Annotated in this window: 19 protein-coding genes and 2 pseudogenes; 3 read left to right on the top strand and 18 right to left on the bottom strand. The window is 58.2% G+C overall.

The features are described from left to right. Both XI03_RS07900 and XI03_RS07905 read left to right on the top strand, forming a co-directional pair. The coding region (locus XI03_RS07900; RefSeq protein ID WP_271591845.1) for a LuxR C-terminal-related transcriptional regulator at positions 1 to 141 on the top strand (141 nt) is incomplete at its 5' end. 88 nt (positions 142 to 229) lie between these two features. Continuing rightward, the gene (locus XI03_RS07905) at positions 230 to 616 is read left to right on the top strand and encodes a response regulator transcription factor (protein WP_271591786.1); all 387 of its coding nucleotides are present in this window, start codon (positions 230 to 232) and stop codon (positions 614 to 616) included. A gap of 540 nt (positions 617 to 1,156) precedes the next feature. Here the strand turns inward: XI03_RS07905 and XI03_RS07910 are convergent. The 15 genes and pseudogenes from XI03_RS07910 to XI03_RS07980 form a co-directional block, all read right to left on the bottom strand. Then, positions 1,157 to 1,375 (bottom strand): annotated as a pseudogene (locus tag XI03_RS07910) (ATP-binding protein); the annotation flags it as partial. 549 nt (positions 1,376 to 1,924) lie between these two features. After that, positions 1,925 to 2,329: a hypothetical protein gene (locus XI03_RS07915; protein WP_271591788.1), complete on the bottom strand. Its 405-nt coding sequence runs from the start codon at positions 2,327 to 2,329 to the stop codon at positions 1,925 to 1,927. Next, positions 2,326 to 2,715, bottom strand: coding sequence for a hypothetical protein (locus XI03_RS07920; RefSeq protein ID WP_271591789.1), 390 nt, complete (start codon positions 2,713 to 2,715; stop codon positions 2,326 to 2,328). Before XI03_RS07920 ends, XI03_RS07915 begins: the two co-directional genes overlap by 4 nt. Positions 2,716 to 3,166: 451 nt before the next feature. Next, positions 3,167 to 4,209: pseudogene (locus XI03_RS07925) on the bottom strand (methyl-accepting chemotaxis protein); the annotation flags it as partial. After that, positions 4,157 to 4,714 (bottom strand): hypothetical protein, encoded by a 558-nt coding sequence (locus tag XI03_RS07930; protein ID WP_271591790.1) that lies wholly within the window; start codon positions 4,712 to 4,714, stop codon positions 4,157 to 4,159. The gene XI03_RS07930 and the pseudogene XI03_RS07925, both read right to left, overlap by 53 nt. Positions 4,715 to 4,960: 246 nt before the next feature. Next, positions 4,961 to 5,254 carry a hypothetical protein gene (locus XI03_RS07935; RefSeq protein WP_271591791.1) on the bottom strand — a complete coding sequence of 98 codons (294 nt, stop codon included), beginning with the start codon at positions 5,252 to 5,254 and terminating at the stop codon, positions 4,961 to 4,963. A 58-nt stretch (positions 5,255 to 5,312) separates the two neighbouring features. Continuing rightward, positions 5,313 to 5,528: a hypothetical protein gene (locus tag XI03_RS07940; RefSeq protein WP_271591792.1), complete on the bottom strand. Its 216-nt coding sequence runs from the start codon at positions 5,526 to 5,528 to the stop codon at positions 5,313 to 5,315. A gap of 479 nt (positions 5,529 to 6,007) precedes the next feature. Continuing rightward, on the bottom strand, positions 6,008 to 7,741 hold the full coding sequence (locus XI03_RS07945; RefSeq protein ID WP_271591793.1) for a dipeptide ABC transporter ATP-binding protein: 1,734 nt from the start codon (positions 7,739 to 7,741) through the stop codon (positions 6,008 to 6,010). Beyond that, positions 7,738 to 8,619 carry an ABC transporter permease gene (locus XI03_RS07950; protein ID WP_271591794.1) on the bottom strand — a complete coding sequence of 294 codons (882 nt, stop codon included), beginning with the start codon at positions 8,617 to 8,619 and terminating at the stop codon, positions 7,738 to 7,740. The genes XI03_RS07945 and XI03_RS07950 overlap by 4 nt, the downstream gene beginning before the upstream one ends. Beyond that, positions 8,616 to 9,575, bottom strand: a complete 960-nt coding sequence (locus XI03_RS07955) for an ABC transporter permease (protein ID WP_271591795.1) — start codon at positions 9,573 to 9,575, stop codon at positions 8,616 to 8,618. The genes XI03_RS07950 and XI03_RS07955 overlap by 4 nt, the downstream gene beginning before the upstream one ends. Continuing rightward, a complete protein-coding gene (locus tag XI03_RS07960) occupies positions 9,576 to 11,264 on the bottom strand; it encodes an ABC transporter substrate-binding protein (protein WP_271591796.1) in 1,689 nt (562 codons plus the stop codon). 32 nt (positions 11,265 to 11,296) lie between these two features. Then, positions 11,297 to 12,631 carry an NtaA/DmoA family FMN-dependent monooxygenase gene (locus XI03_RS07965; RefSeq protein ID WP_271591797.1) on the bottom strand — a complete coding sequence of 445 codons (1,335 nt, stop codon included), beginning with the start codon at positions 12,629 to 12,631 and terminating at the stop codon, positions 11,297 to 11,299. A 696-nt stretch (positions 12,632 to 13,327) separates the two neighbouring features. Further along, the gene (locus tag XI03_RS07970; RefSeq protein WP_271591798.1) at positions 13,328 to 13,507 is read right to left on the bottom strand and encodes a transposase; all 180 of its coding nucleotides are present in this window, start codon (positions 13,505 to 13,507) and stop codon (positions 13,328 to 13,330) included. 18 nt (positions 13,508 to 13,525) lie between these two features. Beyond that, entirely contained in the window at positions 13,526 to 13,726 is a 201-nt protein-coding gene (locus XI03_RS07975; RefSeq protein WP_271591799.1) for a hypothetical protein, read from the bottom strand. A gap of 82 nt (positions 13,727 to 13,808) precedes the next feature. Further along, entirely contained in the window at positions 13,809 to 14,198 is a 390-nt protein-coding gene (locus XI03_RS07980; protein ID WP_271591800.1) for a hypothetical protein, read from the bottom strand. Between the two features lie 565 nt (positions 14,199 to 14,763). On the opposite strand from XI03_RS07980, the gene XI03_RS07985 reads away from it, so the two are divergent. Beyond that, positions 14,764 to 15,669, top strand: a complete 906-nt coding sequence (locus XI03_RS07985; RefSeq protein ID WP_271591801.1) for a PhzF family phenazine biosynthesis protein — start codon at positions 14,764 to 14,766, stop codon at positions 15,667 to 15,669. A gap of 366 nt (positions 15,670 to 16,035) precedes the next feature. Here the strand turns inward: XI03_RS07985 and XI03_RS07990 are convergent, their stop codons facing one another. The 3 genes from XI03_RS07990 to speB are packed head-to-tail and all read right to left on the bottom strand — an operon-like array spanning position 16,036 to position 19,248. Beyond that, positions 16,036 to 17,307: an APC family permease gene (locus XI03_RS07990; RefSeq protein ID WP_271591802.1), complete on the bottom strand. Its 1,272-nt coding sequence runs from the start codon at positions 17,305 to 17,307 to the stop codon at positions 16,036 to 16,038. 31 nt (positions 17,308 to 17,338) lie between these two features. Then, a complete protein-coding gene (gene hypE / locus XI03_RS07995; protein WP_271591803.1) occupies positions 17,339 to 18,361 on the bottom strand; it encodes a hydrogenase expression/formation protein HypE in 1,023 nt (340 codons plus the stop codon). Then, positions 18,358 to 19,248: an agmatinase gene (speB, locus tag XI03_RS08000; protein ID WP_271591804.1), complete on the bottom strand. Its 891-nt coding sequence runs from the start codon at positions 19,246 to 19,248 to the stop codon at positions 18,358 to 18,360. The genes hypE and speB overlap by 4 nt, the downstream gene beginning before the upstream one ends. Between the last annotated feature and the right edge of the window lie 40 nt (positions 19,249 to 19,288).

A 19,288-nucleotide genomic window follows, 5' to 3' on the forward strand; every position in this document is an offset into this window, starting at 1 on the left:
CTTGGACTCGCCGAGATTACGGTCAAGATCTACCGGGGACACGTCATGAAAAAGATGCGTGCACGGTCGCTGGCCGAATTGATCAGAATGACTGAGACGTTGGGAATTCGCGCCAATCGTCCTGAACAAACACATGTATGATTTTACAATTTCGTCACTCAAGCCCAACTTTTCGCCGAAGGTGGCTAATGCTTTGGCAGCCACTATACCCGCGTCAGGAGGGCCCTTCTTGTCCACGCCTTTGATTTCCGTCGTTGACGACGACGCCTCAGTCCGCGCTGCGACAGAGAACCTTCTGAAATCGCGTGGCTACATCGTCCAAATATTTGCGTCTGCCGAAGAACTCTTGCGGTCGCCGCATTTGAACGACTCATCCTGTGTCATTACCGATGTCCAAATGTCGACCATGAACGGCCTGGAGCTGTTGGCAGAGATGAGGACGCGTGGTTACGACGTGCCGTTCATTTTCATTACTGCTTTCCCCAACGACCGCATGCGGGCGTCAGCCCTAGGCGCCGGAGCGATCGGCTTCCTCGCCAAACCCTTTGGCGCAAAAGCGTTAATCGAGCACCTCGACACCGCACTGAAGGCGTATAGTAGCCGAGCCGGCACCTGATATGCATTCAACGCGCAGCGCTGTTCATCTAAACGCTCCATGCGACGACGATCTTGCCGCCGATCAACCTCTTCGGGACAGAGATTGGCTATGCTCAGCCGACAGAGACGATGAACAAACCGGCTTCGCCCCGGACAATCTGCGGATCGCAAGAAGCCGGACACTGATTGAACGCCCCCCCTACGCGAGAGTGGGGCATGCCTGCTGAACTGAGGTGTCCCATCTGAGAGGATGTTGATCTTCGCACTCCCCTCTCGAGAGAGGAGACCCAGATGACTACGATGAGCCCTCTTCGGCAGCGTTGATCGAGCACATCAGGGTCAGCAATCTGCCGCCGTCGTCTCAACAATCCTGTATCTATGCGATCGCAAAGTTTAGCCGCTTTCGGCTACGCCCCCCGACCGGTGTGAGTTTTGAGCAGGTCCGCGCCTACCAACTGCATCTCGCCGCCGTTCGTAGTCCCACATCAATCAGGTTGCCTGCGCGGTGCGGTTCGTCTACGCCGTCACACTAGGGAAGACCGAAGCAGCCGGCGAGGAAGCGAGCATGGCGGCCGTTGCACCGCACGAGGGCGAACGCTTCGAACAGCGGCGGGCGCTGTTAGAGGACAGAGCGGTTGTCCCGGCAGGCCTTTTGGCTGACCGCGAAAGCAATCCAGCTCTTTCCGACGCCGCTCGTATCGACGATGAGCAGGTTCTGATGCCTGTCGATCCACCCACCGGCAGCGAGCCTCTGGAAAAGCAACCAGTCGAGCCCGCGCGGCCCACCAAGCACGAGCTCGTCGGCCTTATAGCCACGTTGATCCGCTTCGCCCGGAATCCTACGCCGACTTCGTCGGAATGCGCAGACAACCGCCTCACATCTCCTGTTGAGTTTTTCTGGTGAATGAGCTCGGCACGATGCTCGTGCTCGCGGTGTCGTTATGTCCGTGACGCATGCGGGCCGGTCTTGTCGTGTGGGCCGCCGCTTTCTGTGCGTTTCCCTTGCCCACCGACCCACTTTAGGCGCCCACGACCTTCCTGCTGCCTACTTCCAGGGCACGAACAATCAGCAACCGCTCAGCCAAGGTGCACTCTGGGGACAGTGTTCTGAGCCGCCTCAGAGGCACTCTCAGCGTACCGAACACGCCCGGCCCCCGCGGCCGGGCGGGCGGATGCAGGTCTGGCAGCGAGCATGGTCTGCAATTGCAGTGTGCACGCCTGAACGTGCTTGGGGCAAAAGTCTCTGCAGGAAGATGCCTACGGCGATAAACGCGGGGAGCCCGGAGGAGGCTAGATAGATCTACTCCATCAGTCCCCTATCCCATGGTCACATAAAATCATCCTCATAGTCGTACGTTGAGGAGGTCGCGGGGATCTCGGTATTACTAGGCTTGCTGTCGTCCACTTTCGAAAGATACCGCGCAGCAGTGCCTTCTCGCTGCCATTTGCCGAGGCTATTCCGTACCCACTTGTCTGACGTCTCTGGATCGAGGACCATGTTGTCGGCGTCGATCTCGACGAACCCCATCTTTGCGGCACGGGCTCTTGCTTCTGGATTAGCTGGACGCAAATTGAGCAGCGGCCGTTCGCCGCCAGTTTGAAGTTGATGCTCGAGCAGAATATCGCCGGCGTTCTCGACGAGTGGATGAACGACCTGAAGATCTACTGTAGAGGTAGTCCCAGTTCGCCCAGGAAACAGCTCCCGCCACTTTTCGACGTCGAACGTCGTCATGCTGTCGCCGCCTTCCATTCGTAGAAGTCCGACACTTTTGTTAGCTGGTAGCTGAAGTATCGGGCATTAGCAGAATCTTTAGTGTTTCCATACTGCTCAGCGAGTTCTGCAGTTCGCTCAGCTTTTCCAGAGACGAAATCCGAATACTCTTTTGGGTTCTTGGCGATGTACTTGATTTCGGGGCCGTAATAGTCTTTCGCTGCCTCTCTGAATTCGTTCTTCTTGATCTCTACCACAGGAGGACTCGAAACGAGCGAATACGGCCGTGATGCGGCTAACCGCATATTGGCGAACGCATCTGCGAAGCTATCTTCGTCTGTTTGCTCACTGGTTTCGGCAAAGGGAGATGATTCGAGGTAGGACGAGCCATTGATCGGATTATACATGGCGATTGGTGCTCCCGTCCGGCATTCTTTTCCGCATCTAGTTCAGGCTTGCTGGGCCCTACGGCGCTGATAGGCAGCCTGCCTTACAAAAACCTGACGTGGTCCTGCTAGTCGCCCTCACGCTGGCTTGTCACAGGGTTTCCTTCTGAGCGACACGGCGGCAGGCTCGTGCTATTGGCATTCATCAAGTTGATGAGAGGCCGCGAGCACGTCAAGAATGCTCTTCCATCGGAAATCGGCTCACTCGACGATAGGCCTGCTGACGCCGGAGTTCCGCCGTGCCACATCATATCTCAAGCGCTCGGCCAGATCGTACAGTCCCTGGGCTGACGTCGCTCCACCAAGTGGCGAGCTCGGACCAGATCAGGTTGATCCTCCGGATGCGCAGAATTGAGAACGCATGCATAGGCAGCCATCGTGGCGCGCGACGGACATCGTCATCAGTCAGGGCTCACGCGGCGCGAACCGTCTGCAGAAACTTGTCCACTTCTGCCCTGAGCCGCGAGCTGTCGCTGGATAGGACTTGCGCTGAAGTAAGGAGCTGACCTGAAGCTGCGCCGTCTCATTGGCCCCGCGTTGCACGTCCACGATGCTTGAGGCAACCTGCTCTGTGCCTTGCGCTGCATGCTGGATGTTGCGCGAGATTTCCTGCATGGCGGCGCCCTGCTCTTCAACCGCAGAGGCAATTGCCGACGATATTCAGAGAGCCTGCCGATCGTGAGGCCAGTATCCTTGATCGCCGAAACAGACTGCTGCGTTGCCGATTGAACGTCATCGATTTGGTTGGCGATCTCGCCTGTCGCCCTTTCCGTTTGCTCTTCCAACGCCTTGACTTCGCTCGCTACGATAGCAAACCCGCGGCGCGCCTCGCCCGGGCGCGCCGCTTCGATCGTGGCATTCAAAGCCAGCAGATTAGTGTGCCTGGCAATACTGTTGATAAGCGCAACGACATCCTCGATGCGTGTTGCCGCCACCGAGAGCGCGTTCACGCGATCATTGGTTTGATGGGCTTGTCGCACCGCGCCGCTCGCGATCAGAGCGGCTTCCTGAACTTGCCGATTGATTTCAGTCACCGAGGAACTCATTTCCTCGGTCGCGCAGGCGACCGATTTGCTGGATGCCTCGCCGGAGGCGGCAGAGACCTGAGCAGAAAGCCTTTGCGTCGTCTCGGCCGTATTGCTGAGGGTATTGGCGGTAGCCTCCAACTCGGTCGAGGACGACGATAAGGTATGTACAATCTCTCCAACCGCATTCTCGAAGCGGCTCGCGAGTTGCAGCAGCTCCGTGCGGCGCTGATGAAGCGCATGAGCCTCGGCCTCCATCTGCTCGGCTCCCAAATGATCAGCCTCGATCATTCCCCTCTTGAAGACTTCGACCGCATCTGCCATTTCGCCGATCTCGGTCAGGCCGACCAACCCCAGGCACGAGTGTGGATGTATCATCAGCCGCTAGCCTGCCCATCGCGGCTGTCATTGCCTGAATGGGAGTTGCTATGGCGGGCGCGGGACGCAATGATAATCCCGAGCGCCACTCCAGCAACAAGAAGTCCCCATAGCGTCACTCTCAGCAGACTTAGACGCGCTTCCACCTGATGCGCGCCGTCGGCAAGATGCGCCATCTGAGCGGTGTTGTTTCCGCCACTTCGCGTTCCCTCCCCGGCGCTGGGGCCGTCGAGCAAGTCCAGGATCTTGAGAACGCGTGGCGCCGCTTCGCTGGCGAGAATGTCATCCGGCACATTCCAACCAGGAGAGTCCCGCAACGCGAAGAGACCCTTCAAAAAGCGATGAGAACTCCTGCGCAGCCTTGGTGACCTTCTCGAACGATCCTTTCGCGAGGGTGTAACAAGCGAGGCTTTGGCCGTCACGTCGGCGAGACCTTTCTCAAACAGTCCCCAAGGCTTGAAGCACTTCAGCTTATCTTGCCTTCCCGTCAGCAGATATGTCAGCAGCGGCGATATTGCCGCCGCGAAGTTGCCGCGCGTATTGGCTAGCGCTCTCAACGTTTGCTTTCGCTCGGGTGTCGCCTCAAGCCCCCCTCCTCGTCAATCATTCGAGTGGTTTCCCAGAAAATGCTCTCGGCGCGGGGGTCCGCGTCCGTCATCATGAGCTTTGTCGCCGGATACGCGTTCGCGGTGAACGCAACCGCCTCCGCCTTCTCCTGGGCTACATGAAACTCCGAAATCAAAGCCTTGGCTTGCGGCCACGTGCCTCGACTCTCGGAGCCGACAAACTCTTTCGACAGTTCGTCAAATGCGACCCATCGCAGCCATTTTCCACATGGCCAGCCGGTCGAGCTTGGCCTGCGAATTGCCGTTCAAGAGATAGCCGCGCAGGGCTGAGAGCGTCGCATGAATATTGCTGACCAATTCGCCACTGGCGATCGCCGCCGGTGTGCGCGAGTTCACCATCTGGTTGATGATGGTCGAGACGCTAGTCACGGAAACGAGTGTGACTGCGACTGAGAGTACAAAGGTCGTACAAACGACAAAGAAGCCGGCGACAAGTTGGCCGCGAATGCGAAATTTCGATCTGGCAAGCATCCCAATCCCCCAACAGCCCATGATCCCTCTATTTTGGGGAGCGACAATTATGATCCCGTTAGTCCAATTTTTTTGCGAGCCATCGCGCTTCGCAACAAATTTTAAGCGATACGCAGTCGCGCCGATCATTCAAATGTGGCTTCATCGCAGATTTTGCCGCCCAGTCATCTCCTCCAGGCCGAACACTTACCTCAAGCGAGATGCGCCCCTTGAGCGCGCAAAGGATGTCGACCGAGGCGTCGGGCTCGCGCTGGGGAGACTGATAGGCGCTCATCCGCGTTGCTCGTGCTTAAATGCCACCTTAATCTCCGCGACCGGCAGCGCGAGCCTGTCTCGAAGCGCGTGACCCGTCACGGCAAAGCCCGGCCTGCACTCTTACTCTCAGCTTCTCCGGGGGGGGGAACCGACCGCGCCTGACCAAGCCGCGGCGCAGCTCGGCTAGCGAGAACGCCGCACACACACAAATGACAGAATGCCTGCGACGCGCTCTGCCTTCCCTCGATTGGCCTTCAAGTGCTTTAGGGCCCCAGGCCCTATCAGGCCTGCGCCAGGCGCGCTGATGGATCATCGCGTCTTGTGATTGACGCGTCGCTAGTAGAGCCCTTCAAGGACCGGCATTCGCATCGTCCTTTCAGGCGGTCGGGTTTCAGCTAGCGCGGGTGCTGCATTGACACGGCCCGGCGTAGCCGCCCTCCACAGTTCCTGCCCCCCACGCTCAGCCTCACGCTTAGCCCGAGGCTGGCCTTGAGGACTTTACGCCGCCTGGAAGTGCAGTTGTGGAACGGCCGCAACCAGCTTCCTCGTATAGGGTTGCCGAGGCCGTAAAAATACGTCGTCTGCTCCGCCGGCTTCGACGGCCACTCCATGATTCATGACAAGGACACGGTCGCTGAGGTGATGCACGACTCCGAGATCATGCGAAATGAATAGATAGCTGACGCGTAAGTGAGACTTGAGATCGCCAAGCAGATCGAGAATTTGCGCCTGGATGGATACATCAAGTGCCGCGACCGCCTCGTCACACACGATGATCTTGGGGCGCGGAGCAATTGCGCGCGCGATCGCAACCCGTTGGCGTTGACCGCCCGACAGTTCGTGTGGGCGCCTGGTCCTGAAGCTTGGTGACAGCCCCACAAGATCAAGCAGCTCGCTGACCTCCGATTGTCGACTGGGCCTGTCGAGAGAAGAGTCTGCGCTGCGTGTTGCCAAGGCGTCATCAATGACGCGCTCGATGGTCCAGCGCGGATCGAATGAACTTAGTGGGTCCTGGTAAATGACCGAGATATCCGATCGCCGGTGGCGACGCTCTTTTTCTGTCGCTGCAGTCCACGGCGCTCCTTCGAGCGTCACCTCCCCTTCGTCCGGCATTTCGAGTGCGAGCGCTATGCGCGCCAGGGTCGTCTTCCCAGACCCTGACTCGCCGACGATACCAAGCGTCTCTCCATGGCCGAGGCTAAACGAGACATCATTGACGACGGTACGCAGCTTGCCATCCGGCCCGCGAAAGCGCCTGACGAGCCGTTCCGCCTCAAGCAGCGGCCTACTACGCGGTGTGATATCCGATTGGGTCTGCGCTCTGCTCACTTCACGCCCAGCCGAGATGAAGAGCGGCGCCGTCGAGGGCGAAAGACGGCTTCCGCGTGACCGGACGCATGGGATCGCCCTGAGGAGGCCCCGCGTGTAATCATGTCTCGGATCGCCAAAAATCTGTTCTGTCGAGCCATGCTCGACGATTTCGCCATGGCGCATCACGATAACTTCGTGTGCCATTTGAGATACCACAGCAAGATTGTGGCTGATCAGGATCATGGCCTTCCCGCGTTCGCGGGTTTCGCTGAGCAGATCCAGGATTTGCGCCTGGATCGTAACGTCCAGCGCCGTCGTGGGCTCATCTGCGATCAAGAGAGCTGGATCGAGTGCGATCGCGGTCGCAATCAAGGCTCTTTGCCGTTGCCCGCCTGAAAGCTCATGTGGAAGCTGCCGCGCCTTAACCGCCGGCTCGGGCACGCCCACGAGCTTGAGAAGCTCAACCACCCGTTCCGTCAAGTCTGCACGTGTCCTGATTGCAGGGTGAACACGCAGCGCTTCACCGATCTCTTTGCCAACCGGTCTCAGCGGATCGAGCGACACCAGCGCGTCCTGTAACACGAAACCGATGCGCTTACCCCGCAAGGCTCTCCATTCCCTGTCACCGAGTCGATCGATATTCTTTCCCTGAAAGGTCAGGCGGTCAGCTTGGACATTAGAACGCGCCCCGGTCAGACCAACCAGCGTCCGGGCCGTAACGCTTTTGCCTGATCCCGATTCACCGACGATCGCGACGCACCGGCCTTCCTCAACCGTGAAAGAGACCCCCTTGACCACAGCTCGCCGCGAATGCGCCAGCCCGAAGGAAACGTTGAGGTTTTGTACGGTGAGCAACGGGGCGCTAGCCAGGGGAGTTGTAGCATTTTGCCGGAAGGAGGCTGCGGGATAGGTCACGTTCATGGAAGCTCGATCCTTCCTTCCAGGCGTTGCTGCACGTACTGGCCGATGACAGTCACTGAGAGCGCGAAGGTAGCGATGGCGATCCCGGGCATGACCTCGAGCCACCATGCATAGATCACGTAGTTGCGCCCGGCATTGAGCAGTGCGCCCCATTCCGATGACGGGGGCGCAACTCCCAAGCCGAGAAACGAAAGGCCGGATGCCCAAATGATGGCTTGCCCGATACCGAGCGTGAACGTTGTCGCAAGTGGGCTGATTGCGTTGGGAAGGATATGCTTAAACAGGATGTCCTTAGGCGAGTGGCCCAACGCCTTTGCGGCCTCAACATAACCGGTCGCTTTGACCCTCAGAACCTGCACCCGCACCATGCGTGCATATCCTGGCGATGTTCCGAGGCCGACGGCGATAATCAGCGTCGAGACCGAGGTGCCCAACAACGAAACGAAGAGAAGCGCAAGGAACAGTGTGGGGAGAGCGAACAGGGCGTCGAACAACCGGCTAAGCACATTGTCGATCCAGCCCCCAGACAGGCCCGCCGTCACGCCGAGTAAAAGCGCGATGGCGAGGCTCAGCGCAGTCGCACCCAGCCCAATGGAGAGAGACTGACCTGTCCCAGCCACGATGCGGGAATAGAGATCCCGCCCGGACTGGTCCGTTCCCAGCCAATGCGTCAATGAAGGGCCCTTGAGGGGTGACATCAAGCTCAGCGCCAAAGGATCATGCGTCTGAAGCAGTTTCGGCGCAATCGCTGCGATGAGGAAGAACGCGATGAAGAAAGCCGCGACATAGACCGCAATCGGAAACCTACGGGCACCTGTCAGTACTCTTGCAGTTATGAACGCTTTTGCAGGTCCGGCGGAGCTCGTGGCGAAACTCATGCCTCTTTCATCCTGGGATCAATGAGCTGCACCGTGAGATCCACGATCAAGCTGGTAGCGACAAACAGCGCAGCTGAAACCAAAATCACTCCTGACACGACCGGGACATCGCGTGTGGAGGTTGCTGCGACAAGAACGCCGCCCAGTCCCTGACGGCCAAAGACCGCTTCTATCAAAACCGCGCCGGACAGCAGCTTGCCTATGATCCAGCCGGAAAGGGTGATCCCGGGCAAGGACGCATGGCGCAGAGCATGACATAAACGGACACTGAGATCTCCTGTGCCGCGCATTCTCGATGAGATGATGAAAGGCTGATCGAGAACCCGCGTGAATTCACTCAGGACCGCTTGACCAAGGAAGCCGTAGATTTCCAAAGCCAGGGCGATCGTCGGCAGAACGAGACCCATGAGGGTGTTGCCACCCACCACAGGAAACAAACGAAGCTGGATTGCAAAAACGACCAGCAGGATTGTCGCCAGCCAATAGGGCGGAAGGGTTGCCAGCAAGACCTGAAGCCCGCCCAGCGCCTTGGACCATATGTTGTCACGCCCGGCGAACAGAACCGTGGTTGTGATGGTGATGATCCAGGCTGTCAGCATGGCGGCAAAGGCGAGCGCGATCGTCGGTCCGATCTGGCGCGCAATCAGATCCGTGACAGGTTGATATTGAACGTAAGACTGCCCAAGGTCACCGTGCATCACATCCCATATATACTTTCCGTATTGCACGATGACGGGCTGATCGAAGCCATATTTGGCGTTGATGGCGAGCAGCTGGTCCCGAGGAATCTCTCCCACATTTCCGCTATTTGCATTGAAGATGATCTGGGCGCGCTCCCCAGGCATCAGAAACTGCACAAAGAAGGTGAATGTCGCCGCGGCCCAGACCACGATCACGCCGGACAACAGCCGGCGCGCCAGCCAAAAGCTTCGATGAACTATCGTCTTCACCCGCATTCACTTCTTGTCGGTGAAATGTGCGTCCGAGAATACGGGCTCGCCCACCGACCCACTGTCGAGCCAGATGTCCTTCAAATTATCGGCTAAAGCGAGGGTGACATCCAAAATCGTGTAACTCAGGGACGGCGCGTTCTCGACGATCCGGCGTTCCGCCTGCTGATAAAGTGCGGTGCGTTGCGTCTTGTCAGAGGCTTGTTCGGCCTTCTGGATGATGTCCCACAGGGGCAGATCCTGATAGCGGGATGGATTGAAGGGATTGCGGACGCCATTCAGGTCGGGCTTGTACGAAATGCGATAGATCTCGGCGCCTGGCGCAACCCAATACAATGGAAGTGCTTCATAGTCATTGGGACCAAGATTCTTGCCCGCCCAAAAGTCGGCCTGGTTGGTCGGCTGGAGCCGCACGTCGAACCCTGCAGCCTTCGCTTGCTGCTGAATGATCTGCAGAACCTGATCGCCGTCGGGAGGCGAAAAGGCGTTGGTGTAGGTGATGCGTATGATGAGGGCATTACCGTTCTTACTGCGGATGCCGTTTGCATCGCGCTCCGTCCACCCAGCTGCATCGAGTAGTTTGTTCGCCCTCTCAACGTCATAGGAATAGGATTTTGAGAGCTCGCCGACATATTCCGGAGAACTTTGGCTCAAAGCGAAATTGCCCTCATAAGGCAACGAGCCGAGAAACGCTGCTTGCACCGCAGCACGTCGGTCGGAGGCATAAGCAAAAGCTTGTCGAACACGCAGGTCGTCGAACGGCGGTCTCTCGGAGAACAACGCAAGCCGAAGCGGCGTTCCACCCGTGAGGTGACGCACGATCTTGAACCGGGAATTGGCGTTCTGCCAGTTGACAGCCGGGATATGATAGACAACGTCGGATTCGCCGGTGAGGAGTGAACCGTAGCGTATCGTGGGGTCAGTGAGAAAACGCCACTCGATCCCTTCGACGTAGGCTGGGCCTTGATGCTTGGCAGTGGCCGGCGCCGAATTATAGTTTGGGTTTCGACGGAGCATGACGTTCTTGCCGCGATTCCATTTCTCTACGATGAACGGCCCCGAACCAACTGGGCTTTCGCAGTTCACGGCCTTGCCTCGCTTAAGCGCCGTTGGCGACAAGATGCCTTGCGAGGACTGCGCAAAGACATTCAGCAGCGGCTCGAACGGCGTCTTCAAGGCGATCTCGAGCGTCAGCGGGCCAGCCACCGCCGCGGACTCGAAGACGCCCCTGAGATAAGGACCGGCTGTGGGGTTCTCCAGCTCCGCATTGTCGCCCAGCCATCCGTTGATATTATCGACGACCGCCTGGGCGTCGAGAACCGTCCCGTCCGTGAATTTGACGTCGGGCTTGATCTGGAAGGTGTAAGTTTTGCGGTCATCCGAAATGGTCCACGCGGTCGCAAGCCAAGGCAGGATCCTTCCGTCTTCAGCCCTGGCGACCAGATTGTCGCTGAATTGACGCTGAAGGTACCACTGCTGCACCCAACCACCATAAAGGCATGGCGGCTCCTGGAAGTGTCCGTACCGGATAATACCGCCCGATCGCGGCTTGCCAGCCGAAGCGTCTTCCGCCTGCGCTGCATCCGCTATCGATATGCCAGACATAGCGATGGCGAAGATTGCGGCGTGAGACTTCAGACGACGGTTCAGACTTTTGAGTAGAAACGCCGAACGAACGACAGCCGACTTGGACATGATGAGCTCCGAATGTGGGAAAGGGGAATCACTCAGGCGGCGGAGACCTGATCGGTGCGCTCGCCCTGCAGTGGAATGCCCAGGTGCTCGCGCAGCGTTTCGCCTCGATAATCCGAGCGGAACAAGCCGCGCCGCCGGAGGACGGGCACAACATGATCGACGAACGCAGGAGTGCCGTCGGACAGGACATCCGGTATGACGTTGAACCCCTCCACAGCGCCAGCCCGAAACCACTCTTCGAAGGAAGCGGCAATCTGTTCTGGCGATCCAACCAGCACCCGGTGACCGTAGGCGGGCGCCTCTACGATGATCTGGCGGACTGTTTTGCCGGAGCGCACGAGAACTTCCACAGTGCGATACTGACCGATGGAAAAAGCCGCGTCCGCATGTCGCGGCAGCAGGTTGGGCTCGATTGGTTCGTCGAGCTTCAGCCTTTCGGCAGGAATACCGAAACGATTGGAGAGCGCATGAAGGGCAACGTCGAAGTTGATGAGTTCGTCGAGCTCTGCCTTGCGCTTGATTGCTTCCTCTTCCGTTCCGCCGACGAACGTGACAACACCCGGCAAAATAAGGGGCGCCCGTCGTCCATGTTGAGAAGCAAAGGACCTGAGGCGATCGGCCTCGCGCAGAGCGATTTCCAAATTGCCGGTCGATGAGAACACGGCATCCGCGCTTCGGGCCGCGAACTGAAGCCCCTGATCCGATCCGCCGGCCTGGAAAATAACCGGATGTCCCTGTCTCGAGCCCGGATGTGTCAGCGGCCCGCTAATGTCGAAGAACTGGCCGGCATGCCTCGGCGTCCGCAGCCTGCTGGGATCACCGAACCGCCCCGAGGCCTGATCCAGGATAAGAGCGCCTTCTCCCCAGCTATTCCAAAGGACTCGCACGGCCTCCACGAATTCTTCGGCACGGCGATAACGGTCATCACGTGATTGCTCATTGCCGCCAAAGCTCTTGGCCGTGTAGACATTGGATGTCGTAACTGCATTCCACGCCGCACGGCCGCCACTGACAACATCAAGCGACTGAAATCGGCGCGCAAGGTTATATGGTTCGTTGTAGGTGGTGGATGCCGAGCCGATCAGGCCGATAAATTTTGTTTCTCGTGCAATGCTGGCAAGCGTAATCGTCGGCTCGATGCCGTTGAGCGGCGGGTGCTTGTCAATTGCTGGATTAAGCGCTGGCGTGTCGGCGAGGAAAACCGCGTCAAGCTTTTCACGCTCGCCGAGCTTTGCGGCTCGGACGTAGTGCTCAATATCGTAGAATGCCCCAGGAGGATTTCCGGGCCACCGCCACGCGGCTGCATGCCCCCCAGCGCCATGCAGGTTCAGACCAAGGTGAAGCTCACGTTCAAACGCTGACGTCATCACGCGGCACATGCGGTTCGTGTGGAGGTGCCCCGGAGGTTCAAAAACGTCATCGCACTCTTCTCAATTTTCGGTAGCCATGAACGCGTCATGGCACTCCAACATTGTTGAGTAGTCCGACAGCGTCAACCAGGGAGAGAAAATAAGAATGCCTGTTTCAATTCGTGCCGCGGGATAACTGATTTCTGTTGGGAATGCCGCAGGGCGCGGAACGAATGAACTGCATGGCTGAGAAGCCCCATCTATCTGGGTTTCGTGGGCACCCGCGGGAGCGTGAGCATAGCAACCCGAAGGCCACGCGGGTCCGAGTGCAGCGACGATACCGGTTCGATAGCCGCACCCGGAACTGGGCAGTGAGAGCGACACGGCCATCCTTCACGACGGCTAGCCCCTTTCCCAAGTGCCCCCGGCGAGGAGCGCGCTCCCTGACGCACCGGAGTTGCGATTAACAATCGCCCCCTTACTCAACTTGGGTAACGCTATGCGAGCGCAGAAGGCTTACCTGACCGTCAGCTTTCCCAATTTGCGCGTAAAGATGAGGTCTGCAGGCGTTTGATGACAATCTCGGGCATAGGGCCCGATCGTAAGCCTGTCTTTCAAGGCTACGATTGACAACCCTGGTTCAAGGGCTCAACGGCTTGTGGCGACGCACTTGAGACTAACGCCTCGGCTGACGGCAGGCCGAAACGGAAATCCCTACCAGCCACCCACATACGGTGCATGATCGTCGGGATCGGAATCGAGCCGTCTCTGGACCTCCTCGACCACATGCTCATGCTCCCGGCGCGTGAGGCGGCGCTCCTTGGACCGCGTACATTGGCCCTTGATCGCGCAGCCTTGGCACGCCGCCGTCGACCAGTAACGGCGCAGCGTCATTCCATGCTCGATGTTGGTTTAGCGATAGGGCAGCAGTTGGCCGGATGGGCAGCGGTAGACGTCCTCATCAGGGAGGTAGGCGAAGTCCTGTTTGCCCAACCGGCCCTCCGCCTTGGCGTTCGACGTCATGGGCTTGGGCAAGGTGCCAGCCTCTTCGCAGGCCAGTATCTCCTCTCCGTCGAAGTAGCCACGGTCGGCGATCGCCTCGAGTTTGTCCACTTCGAGCACTTCTTTGCTTGCTTCGACATCCGAGCAAGCTGCCCACGGTCGTTGCCGACGTTTATGACCTCATGCGTAACAATCAGATGGTGTTCGGTGTCCACCGCGACCTGGACATTGTAGCCGACGACACCCGATCCGCGTCCGCTGGTGGCCATCGAACATCCGGATCGGTGAGCGATATCTGTTGATCCGGCGTGTTGCGCATCTGCGCATCAAGCACGTCCAGGCGGCTCATCTCCTGCTTCAGCCGAGCGATCTTTTCCTTGATCCTCGTCGTCTTGATGCTGATCGCTTCCGATGGCTCCTGCCGATCGGCGCTATCGAGTCGACGCAGATATCGCCCGACGCTTTCCTCGATCTGCGCCATCCGTCTCGCCATCTTGGCATGCCTGAAGTTGCGGTCGCGGTTGTTCACCGCCTTGAACTTGCTGCCGTCGATTGCGACGCTTGGGGTCTGCAACAGGCCCATTTGCCGGCATAGCGCAACGAACTTCGCACAAACCTTCCGAAGCGCCGCACCATTGTTCTTCCGGAAATCGGCGATCGTCTCATGATCGGGAGCCAGGAGGCCGATCCGTCACATCACCTCGATATTGAGCCACGCCTGACCCGATTCAGATAGCCGTAGATGTAAAGCTTCAGAAGGACTGCCGGATGATAGGCCGGCGGGCCGTCTCCTTGGCGATCACACGCTCAAACCCCAGTCCACCCAGGTCGAGCGCCTCGACCAACACGTCGATCACATGGACCGCGTTGTCGTATTTCCGGCAAGAGCGTCAGCTGGGATCTGTCCGCGCCTTCAATGAAGCGTCCCTCCATATCCCCGTAGGAAACGGAAGAATCCTAGCCGAGTCGCGACTTTTCACACAGCTAGGGTCAAACGCTGCCCTCAGCAGCCTGCACTACCTTGTCGGCTCACCTCCCGGAGGCAGATGCCGCCGCGCTCTGAGCGTAGGTCATCAACAGGCCACTTGCTGCCATTCAATCCGCAGCGATACTGTCGATCTTCGAACATATGCGGCCGGAGCCCAATCATGAGACTGCCTTTCAAAACCGTGGACGTCTTCACGGGAACTCGCTTCCAGGGCAATCCCCTTGCTGTGGTGCTGGATGCCGGATCGCTGTCCGCCGCTCAGATGCAGTCCATTGCACGCGAATTTAACTACTCTGAGACCGCGTTCGTGTGTCCGCCGCAGGATCTACATAACACCGCCGAGGTGCGGATATTTACGCCAACCATTGAAGTGCCGTTCGCCGGTCACCCAAATATCGGCACAGCCTTCGTATTGGCGTCATTTCCTGAATACGCGGACAGGGACGTACTTCACTTCGAAGAGCGCGCCGGACTTGTTGCGACTCGCATAATTCGTGACCAGCAAGGCGTTGTCCGCACAGAGCTTACAGCTCCGCAACCCCTCTCCGTCTCATTGAAGTTCGAGGCTAACACAATCGCAGATTGCCTCGGGCTTGATCCGACAGATATTTGCGTCGAGTGCCATAGTCCAGTCATCGCATCTGTCGGGCTACCCTTTGTGATCGCGGAGGTTCGGTCACGCGCTGCATTGGCTAACGCCACTCCCAACGCGGTCGCATTTGCTCGGTGCGTTCCGAGTGACCGTGCTGACGCGATTTACATCTATACCCGTGATGTCGCGCCGAAGGATGGGCAAGGCGTCAATCTATCCGCACGCATGTTCGCACCAGGGGACGGTCTGCCAGAAGACCCGGCAACTGGTAGCGCTACCGCGGCTGCGGTCGTTCTGGCCGGCCTGGCAGGCGCAAAGTTTCCCTGCAACGGCCCGGTACGTGTCGCGCAAGGCGTCGATATGAGGCGACCGTGCTTGCTCGAGGTCGTGGTGGACATGCAAACGAGCGACGATCCTATCGTGCGGCTCGGCGGCCGCTGCGTCGACGTGATGGAAGGAACTATCAAACTTTAGCGAAAGACTTTCCATGTCGCGACTACGTGCCGCAACCTCTTTCATCAGGAGAGTGACAGCCTAGGTGGCGTTCCGCGATCAAGCCCGAGATGACGCTGGCCCAGTTGGCTGAGAATTTGGAGGTGCAGACGAACCGGGTTACGCAGGGACCTCCCCGGAACTCCACAAAACGAATTTGCAAGGTTTGGACGCTCAAGCCATAAATCCGACCTATCTTGAACGCCTTCAAATACCAGAAGCAGACGCTAACTCACTTAGAGGCTTGTTTACGGCCAATTACACTTAACAGGGCACGCGAGAACACAAGGCCTTCCGCAGCGTCCGGCGAATGCAATAGACCTGCAACCTGCCCGGGTAGATCAGTTTTCAGCCGGCATGTGACGATTGCGCAGCGGACCGTCGACCAAACTGCAATCCGAGGAGAAATGATGTCAACGGAAGCACGACACGCCAGCGGCTAAACCAGAGTACGACGAGGCACAAGAGCAGAGAGATGAGCGCCGCCCACCATACACCGCCCCCCTTCCGAAAGCACTTAACGGCTGAGGCCATAGTCAGCGCATAAGCGAAAACAAACACTGTGCTTGGCCATTTGATCAACTCACCAATTTCGACTCCGCTGATTCCGATGAATAAATAGGTCGCACCGAATAGCACCTGAACTAATAAGAGCGCATTGAGTGGCGTCTTGCTTCTAGCGCTCAGTTTCCCTACAGATTTTGGCAGCGAGCCATTTCGCGCCTGTGCGTAGAGCATGCGCGAGTACCCGGCGATATTGATGTGGAGAGCGGCAAAAGCGACAAGACACGCCAGTGTGGTTATCACTGCTAGGCCCGGCTTTCCAATCGTCCGTTCAATAAGCAGTGGAAATGCCATCACGCCGTCACTTTGCTGATATGCGCCTGTACCGATAGTCACGTACGCGAACGCGCCGTATATGATTGACACAACGACTGCGGCGACGAACATGCTCACGCGCACGTCGCGGCGTGGATTCTTAAATTCTTCAACCAGAGGCGCGACCATTTCCCAGCCCACGAAGGAAAAGAAAATGGGCACCATCGCCTCTCCCACCGCTTCCCAACCACGCGGCGCAAACGGTGTTAGCGAATCGTGGTGTAGTAATGGCCAGGCGGCGATCACTGTCGAAACCATCAGCGCAACGACAACTCCAACGATGGCCATTTGCAAACGACTCGCCGCGGCAAGACCGAGACCGTTCAAAAGCACCGAAAAGGTGGTTGCGCCGACAGCTAGCCACTGGGCAGACTGGCCGCTCCAGCCTCCGAGGTGGGCAGCGTACTGTGTGGCTATCACCGCAACTATCGGAATGCCGATTGGAACAGCCCCCAGAAAGGTCCAACCTAGAGCCGTACCGCAGCGGGTCCCAAACGCACTTGAGACATAGTCGATAACGCCCCCGGCCGTTGGATTTCGTATTGCGAATTCGCTCAGCGTCCACACGAGCGGAAACGAAAGCATGGCGACCAGCGCCCAGGAGACTAGGGCTGCTGGGCCCGCCTCTTGAGCGGTTACGGCCGGGAGGGCGAGTACACTGATCCCGACTACCGCGCTGACTGCTAAGATAGTCCCCTGGGCGCGGCCGATTGTACGCTCTAACTCGGGTACTTTTTCCATCCCGGTCGCCTTGGCACCACGTTTCTCCAGATCAACACAAGCGAGGGAGCTCGGCACCCTCTAATTCATCTAGAACCTTGATGGCGCCCATCGCATCTGCCAACCTTACTTGAGCTCCTCGAGAACTACTGAATATTTCTCCCACGATTGCCGCGTGTCGGCCGTATTTGTTTCTCCTCAGATGCTGACAAACTTCGCCGGCTCTAGCTGGCTCGACGAAAATGGCAAGGCAACCTTCATTTGCGAGATGTAGCGGGTTAACGCCGAGCATGTCAGTAGCCATCACGGTCTCATGCTGAAGGGGTAGGTCAGCTTCGTTTAGGCGAACCTCGAAACCACCGTGAAACGCATACTCGTGCATCACGGCTGCGAGCCCTCCCCGGGTTGCATCTCGGATTGAGCGCACCGTTCCAGCCGGGAACGCCTCCAACAACTCTGATACCATCCCACTTAGCGGCGCACAGTCGCTCAGAACGCGGTTCTCGAAGCCCAACCCCTCCCGCAAGGATAACAGATGCACAGCGTGATTCCCGAGTTGGCCAGTCACGATAATTCGGTCACCTGCGCGCACTGAGGCCATACGCAGCGGTGCGCGTCGGAACACACCCAAGCCCGTTGTATTAAGGAACACGCCATCGGCCTCTCCGCGCCGGACCACCTTCGTATCACCGGCAACGATGCGCACGCCTGCCTCCCTCGCCGCATCGCGTACCGATGCGAATATCTTCTTCAGCTTGGCACGCGGGAATCCTTCTTCAATAATCGTCGCCAACGTGAGAGCTAGTGGGATGGCTCCGACAACGGCAAGGTCGTTGACCGTACCGCACACGGCAATTCTGCCGATATCACCATTTCCAAAGATAACGGGATCGACCACAAACGAATCTGTCGTCATTGCGAGTTCTCGACCATCGACCGTCAAGAGTGCGCTATCCTCGAGTTCGCCGGCATATGTTTCCTCGAGCGTGCCGATGATATCCCCGATCAACAATCGACTCAGCTTCGCGCCCGTACCGTGATCAAGAACCACGACATCATCTGGATTCGGAATCAAGACGCATCCTTTCGTGCCGGGGCAAGTGCCAGCAGACAGAGTAGCTCAAAAAGCAAATGTGCCGCGACCAAGCTAGTCTGTTGGCCAACATCAAACGGCGGGCTCACTTCGACTACGTCAGCTCCCACGATCATCAGTCCACGCAACTCGCGCAGCAGACGAAGGCAAAACTTCACGTCCAATCCTCCGATTTCCGGAGTGCCGGTGCCAGGACAGTATGTGGCATCGATGCCATCGATATCGAATGACACATATACCGGCAAATCGCCGACGACTTTCCGGATGTGCCTTGCCACAGCTTCCGCACCGAGCGCTTCCGCTTCCTCGGAGAAGAACAGAGTGATCCCCTGCTCACGAGCAAAATCGTATTCCTGAACGCCATAGGTTGTACCTCGAAGGCCTATCTGGAAGAACGCTGTGGGTGAGACGAGTCGCTCCTCAATGGCGCGCCTGAATACCGTGCCATGGTTGTAGCGCGAACCAAAGAATTCGTCTTCCGTGTCGGAATGAGCATCTAGATGCACTACGGCATATGGGACCGCATCAGATTTTCCACGTAGCACTGCGAGAGACACTAGGTGGTCTCCGCCAATGGCGAGCACGCGTGAGCCGCGGCGCCTCCAGCGGCTCACCTCATCTTCAATGGCGTTCATCGAGGCGGTGAAATCAAGAGGATTCACAGCAACGTCGCCGCCATCGGCGACGAAGATCTGCGAAAATGGGGATATGCCATACGCTGGGTGAAATGGCCGCAGCATCGTCGAGGCGTCGCGTATAGCGCGCGGGCCAAAGCGGCTGCCCGGCCGAACCGTCGATCCGTTGTCGAACGGCACACCAATAATCACAACATCAGGCGGAGCAGTTGCGCTGGCCTGTTCAAGCTTCATGAACGTGGGCAACCCTGCATATTTTGGCACTACATTGCCG

This window comes from Bradyrhizobium sp. CCBAU 65884 (assembly GCF_028128835.1).
Lineage (GTDB): Bacteria > Pseudomonadota > Alphaproteobacteria > Rhizobiales > Xanthobacteraceae > Bradyrhizobium > Bradyrhizobium ottawaense.

Bases quoted from the DNA above. Each gene is read 5' to 3' on its own strand.
- XI03_RS07985 (WP_271591801.1), top strand. From the start codon at position 14,764: ATGAGACTGCCTTTCAAAACCGTGGACGTCTTCACGGGAACTCGCTTC.
- XI03_RS07955 (WP_271591795.1), bottom strand. From the start codon at position 9,575: ATGCGGGTGAAGACGATAGTTCATCGAAGCTTTTGGCTGGCGCGCCGG.
- XI03_RS07990 (WP_271591802.1), bottom strand. From the start codon at position 17,307: ATGGAAAAAGTACCCGAGTTAGAGCGTACAATCGGCCGCGCCCAGGGG.
- speB (WP_271591804.1), bottom strand. From the start codon at position 19,248: ATGAAGCTTGAACAGGCCAGCGCAACTGCTCCGCCTGATGTTGTGATT.
- XI03_RS07940 (WP_271591792.1), bottom strand. From the start codon at position 5,528: ATGAGCGCCTATCAGTCTCCCCAGCGCGAGCCCGACGCCTCGGTCGAC.
- XI03_RS07935 (WP_271591791.1), bottom strand. From the start codon at position 5,254: ATGCTTGCCAGATCGAAATTTCGCATTCGCGGCCAACTTGTCGCCGGC.
- XI03_RS07950 (WP_271591794.1), bottom strand. From the start codon at position 8,619: ATGAGTTTCGCCACGAGCTCCGCCGGACCTGCAAAAGCGTTCATAACT.
- XI03_RS07965 (WP_271591797.1), bottom strand. From the start codon at position 12,631: ATGACGTCAGCGTTTGAACGTGAGCTTCACCTTGGTCTGAACCTGCAT.
- XI03_RS07945 (WP_271591793.1), bottom strand. From the start codon at position 7,741: ATGAACGTGACCTATCCCGCAGCCTCCTTCCGGCAAAATGCTACAACT.
- XI03_RS07980 (WP_271591800.1), bottom strand. From the start codon at position 14,198: ATGGGCCTGTTGCAGACCCCAAGCGTCGCAATCGACGGCAGCAAGTTC.
- XI03_RS07960 (WP_271591796.1), bottom strand. From the start codon at position 11,264: ATGTCCAAGTCGGCTGTCGTTCGTTCGGCGTTTCTACTCAAAAGTCTG.
- XI03_RS07920 (WP_271591789.1), bottom strand. From the start codon at position 2,715: ATGTATAATCCGATCAATGGCTCGTCCTACCTCGAATCATCTCCCTTT.
- XI03_RS07915 (WP_271591788.1), bottom strand. From the start codon at position 2,329: ATGACGACGTTCGACGTCGAAAAGTGGCGGGAGCTGTTTCCTGGGCGA.
- XI03_RS07970 (WP_271591798.1), bottom strand. From the start codon at position 13,507: ATGACGCTGCGCCGTTACTGGTCGACGGCGGCGTGCCAAGGCTGCGCG.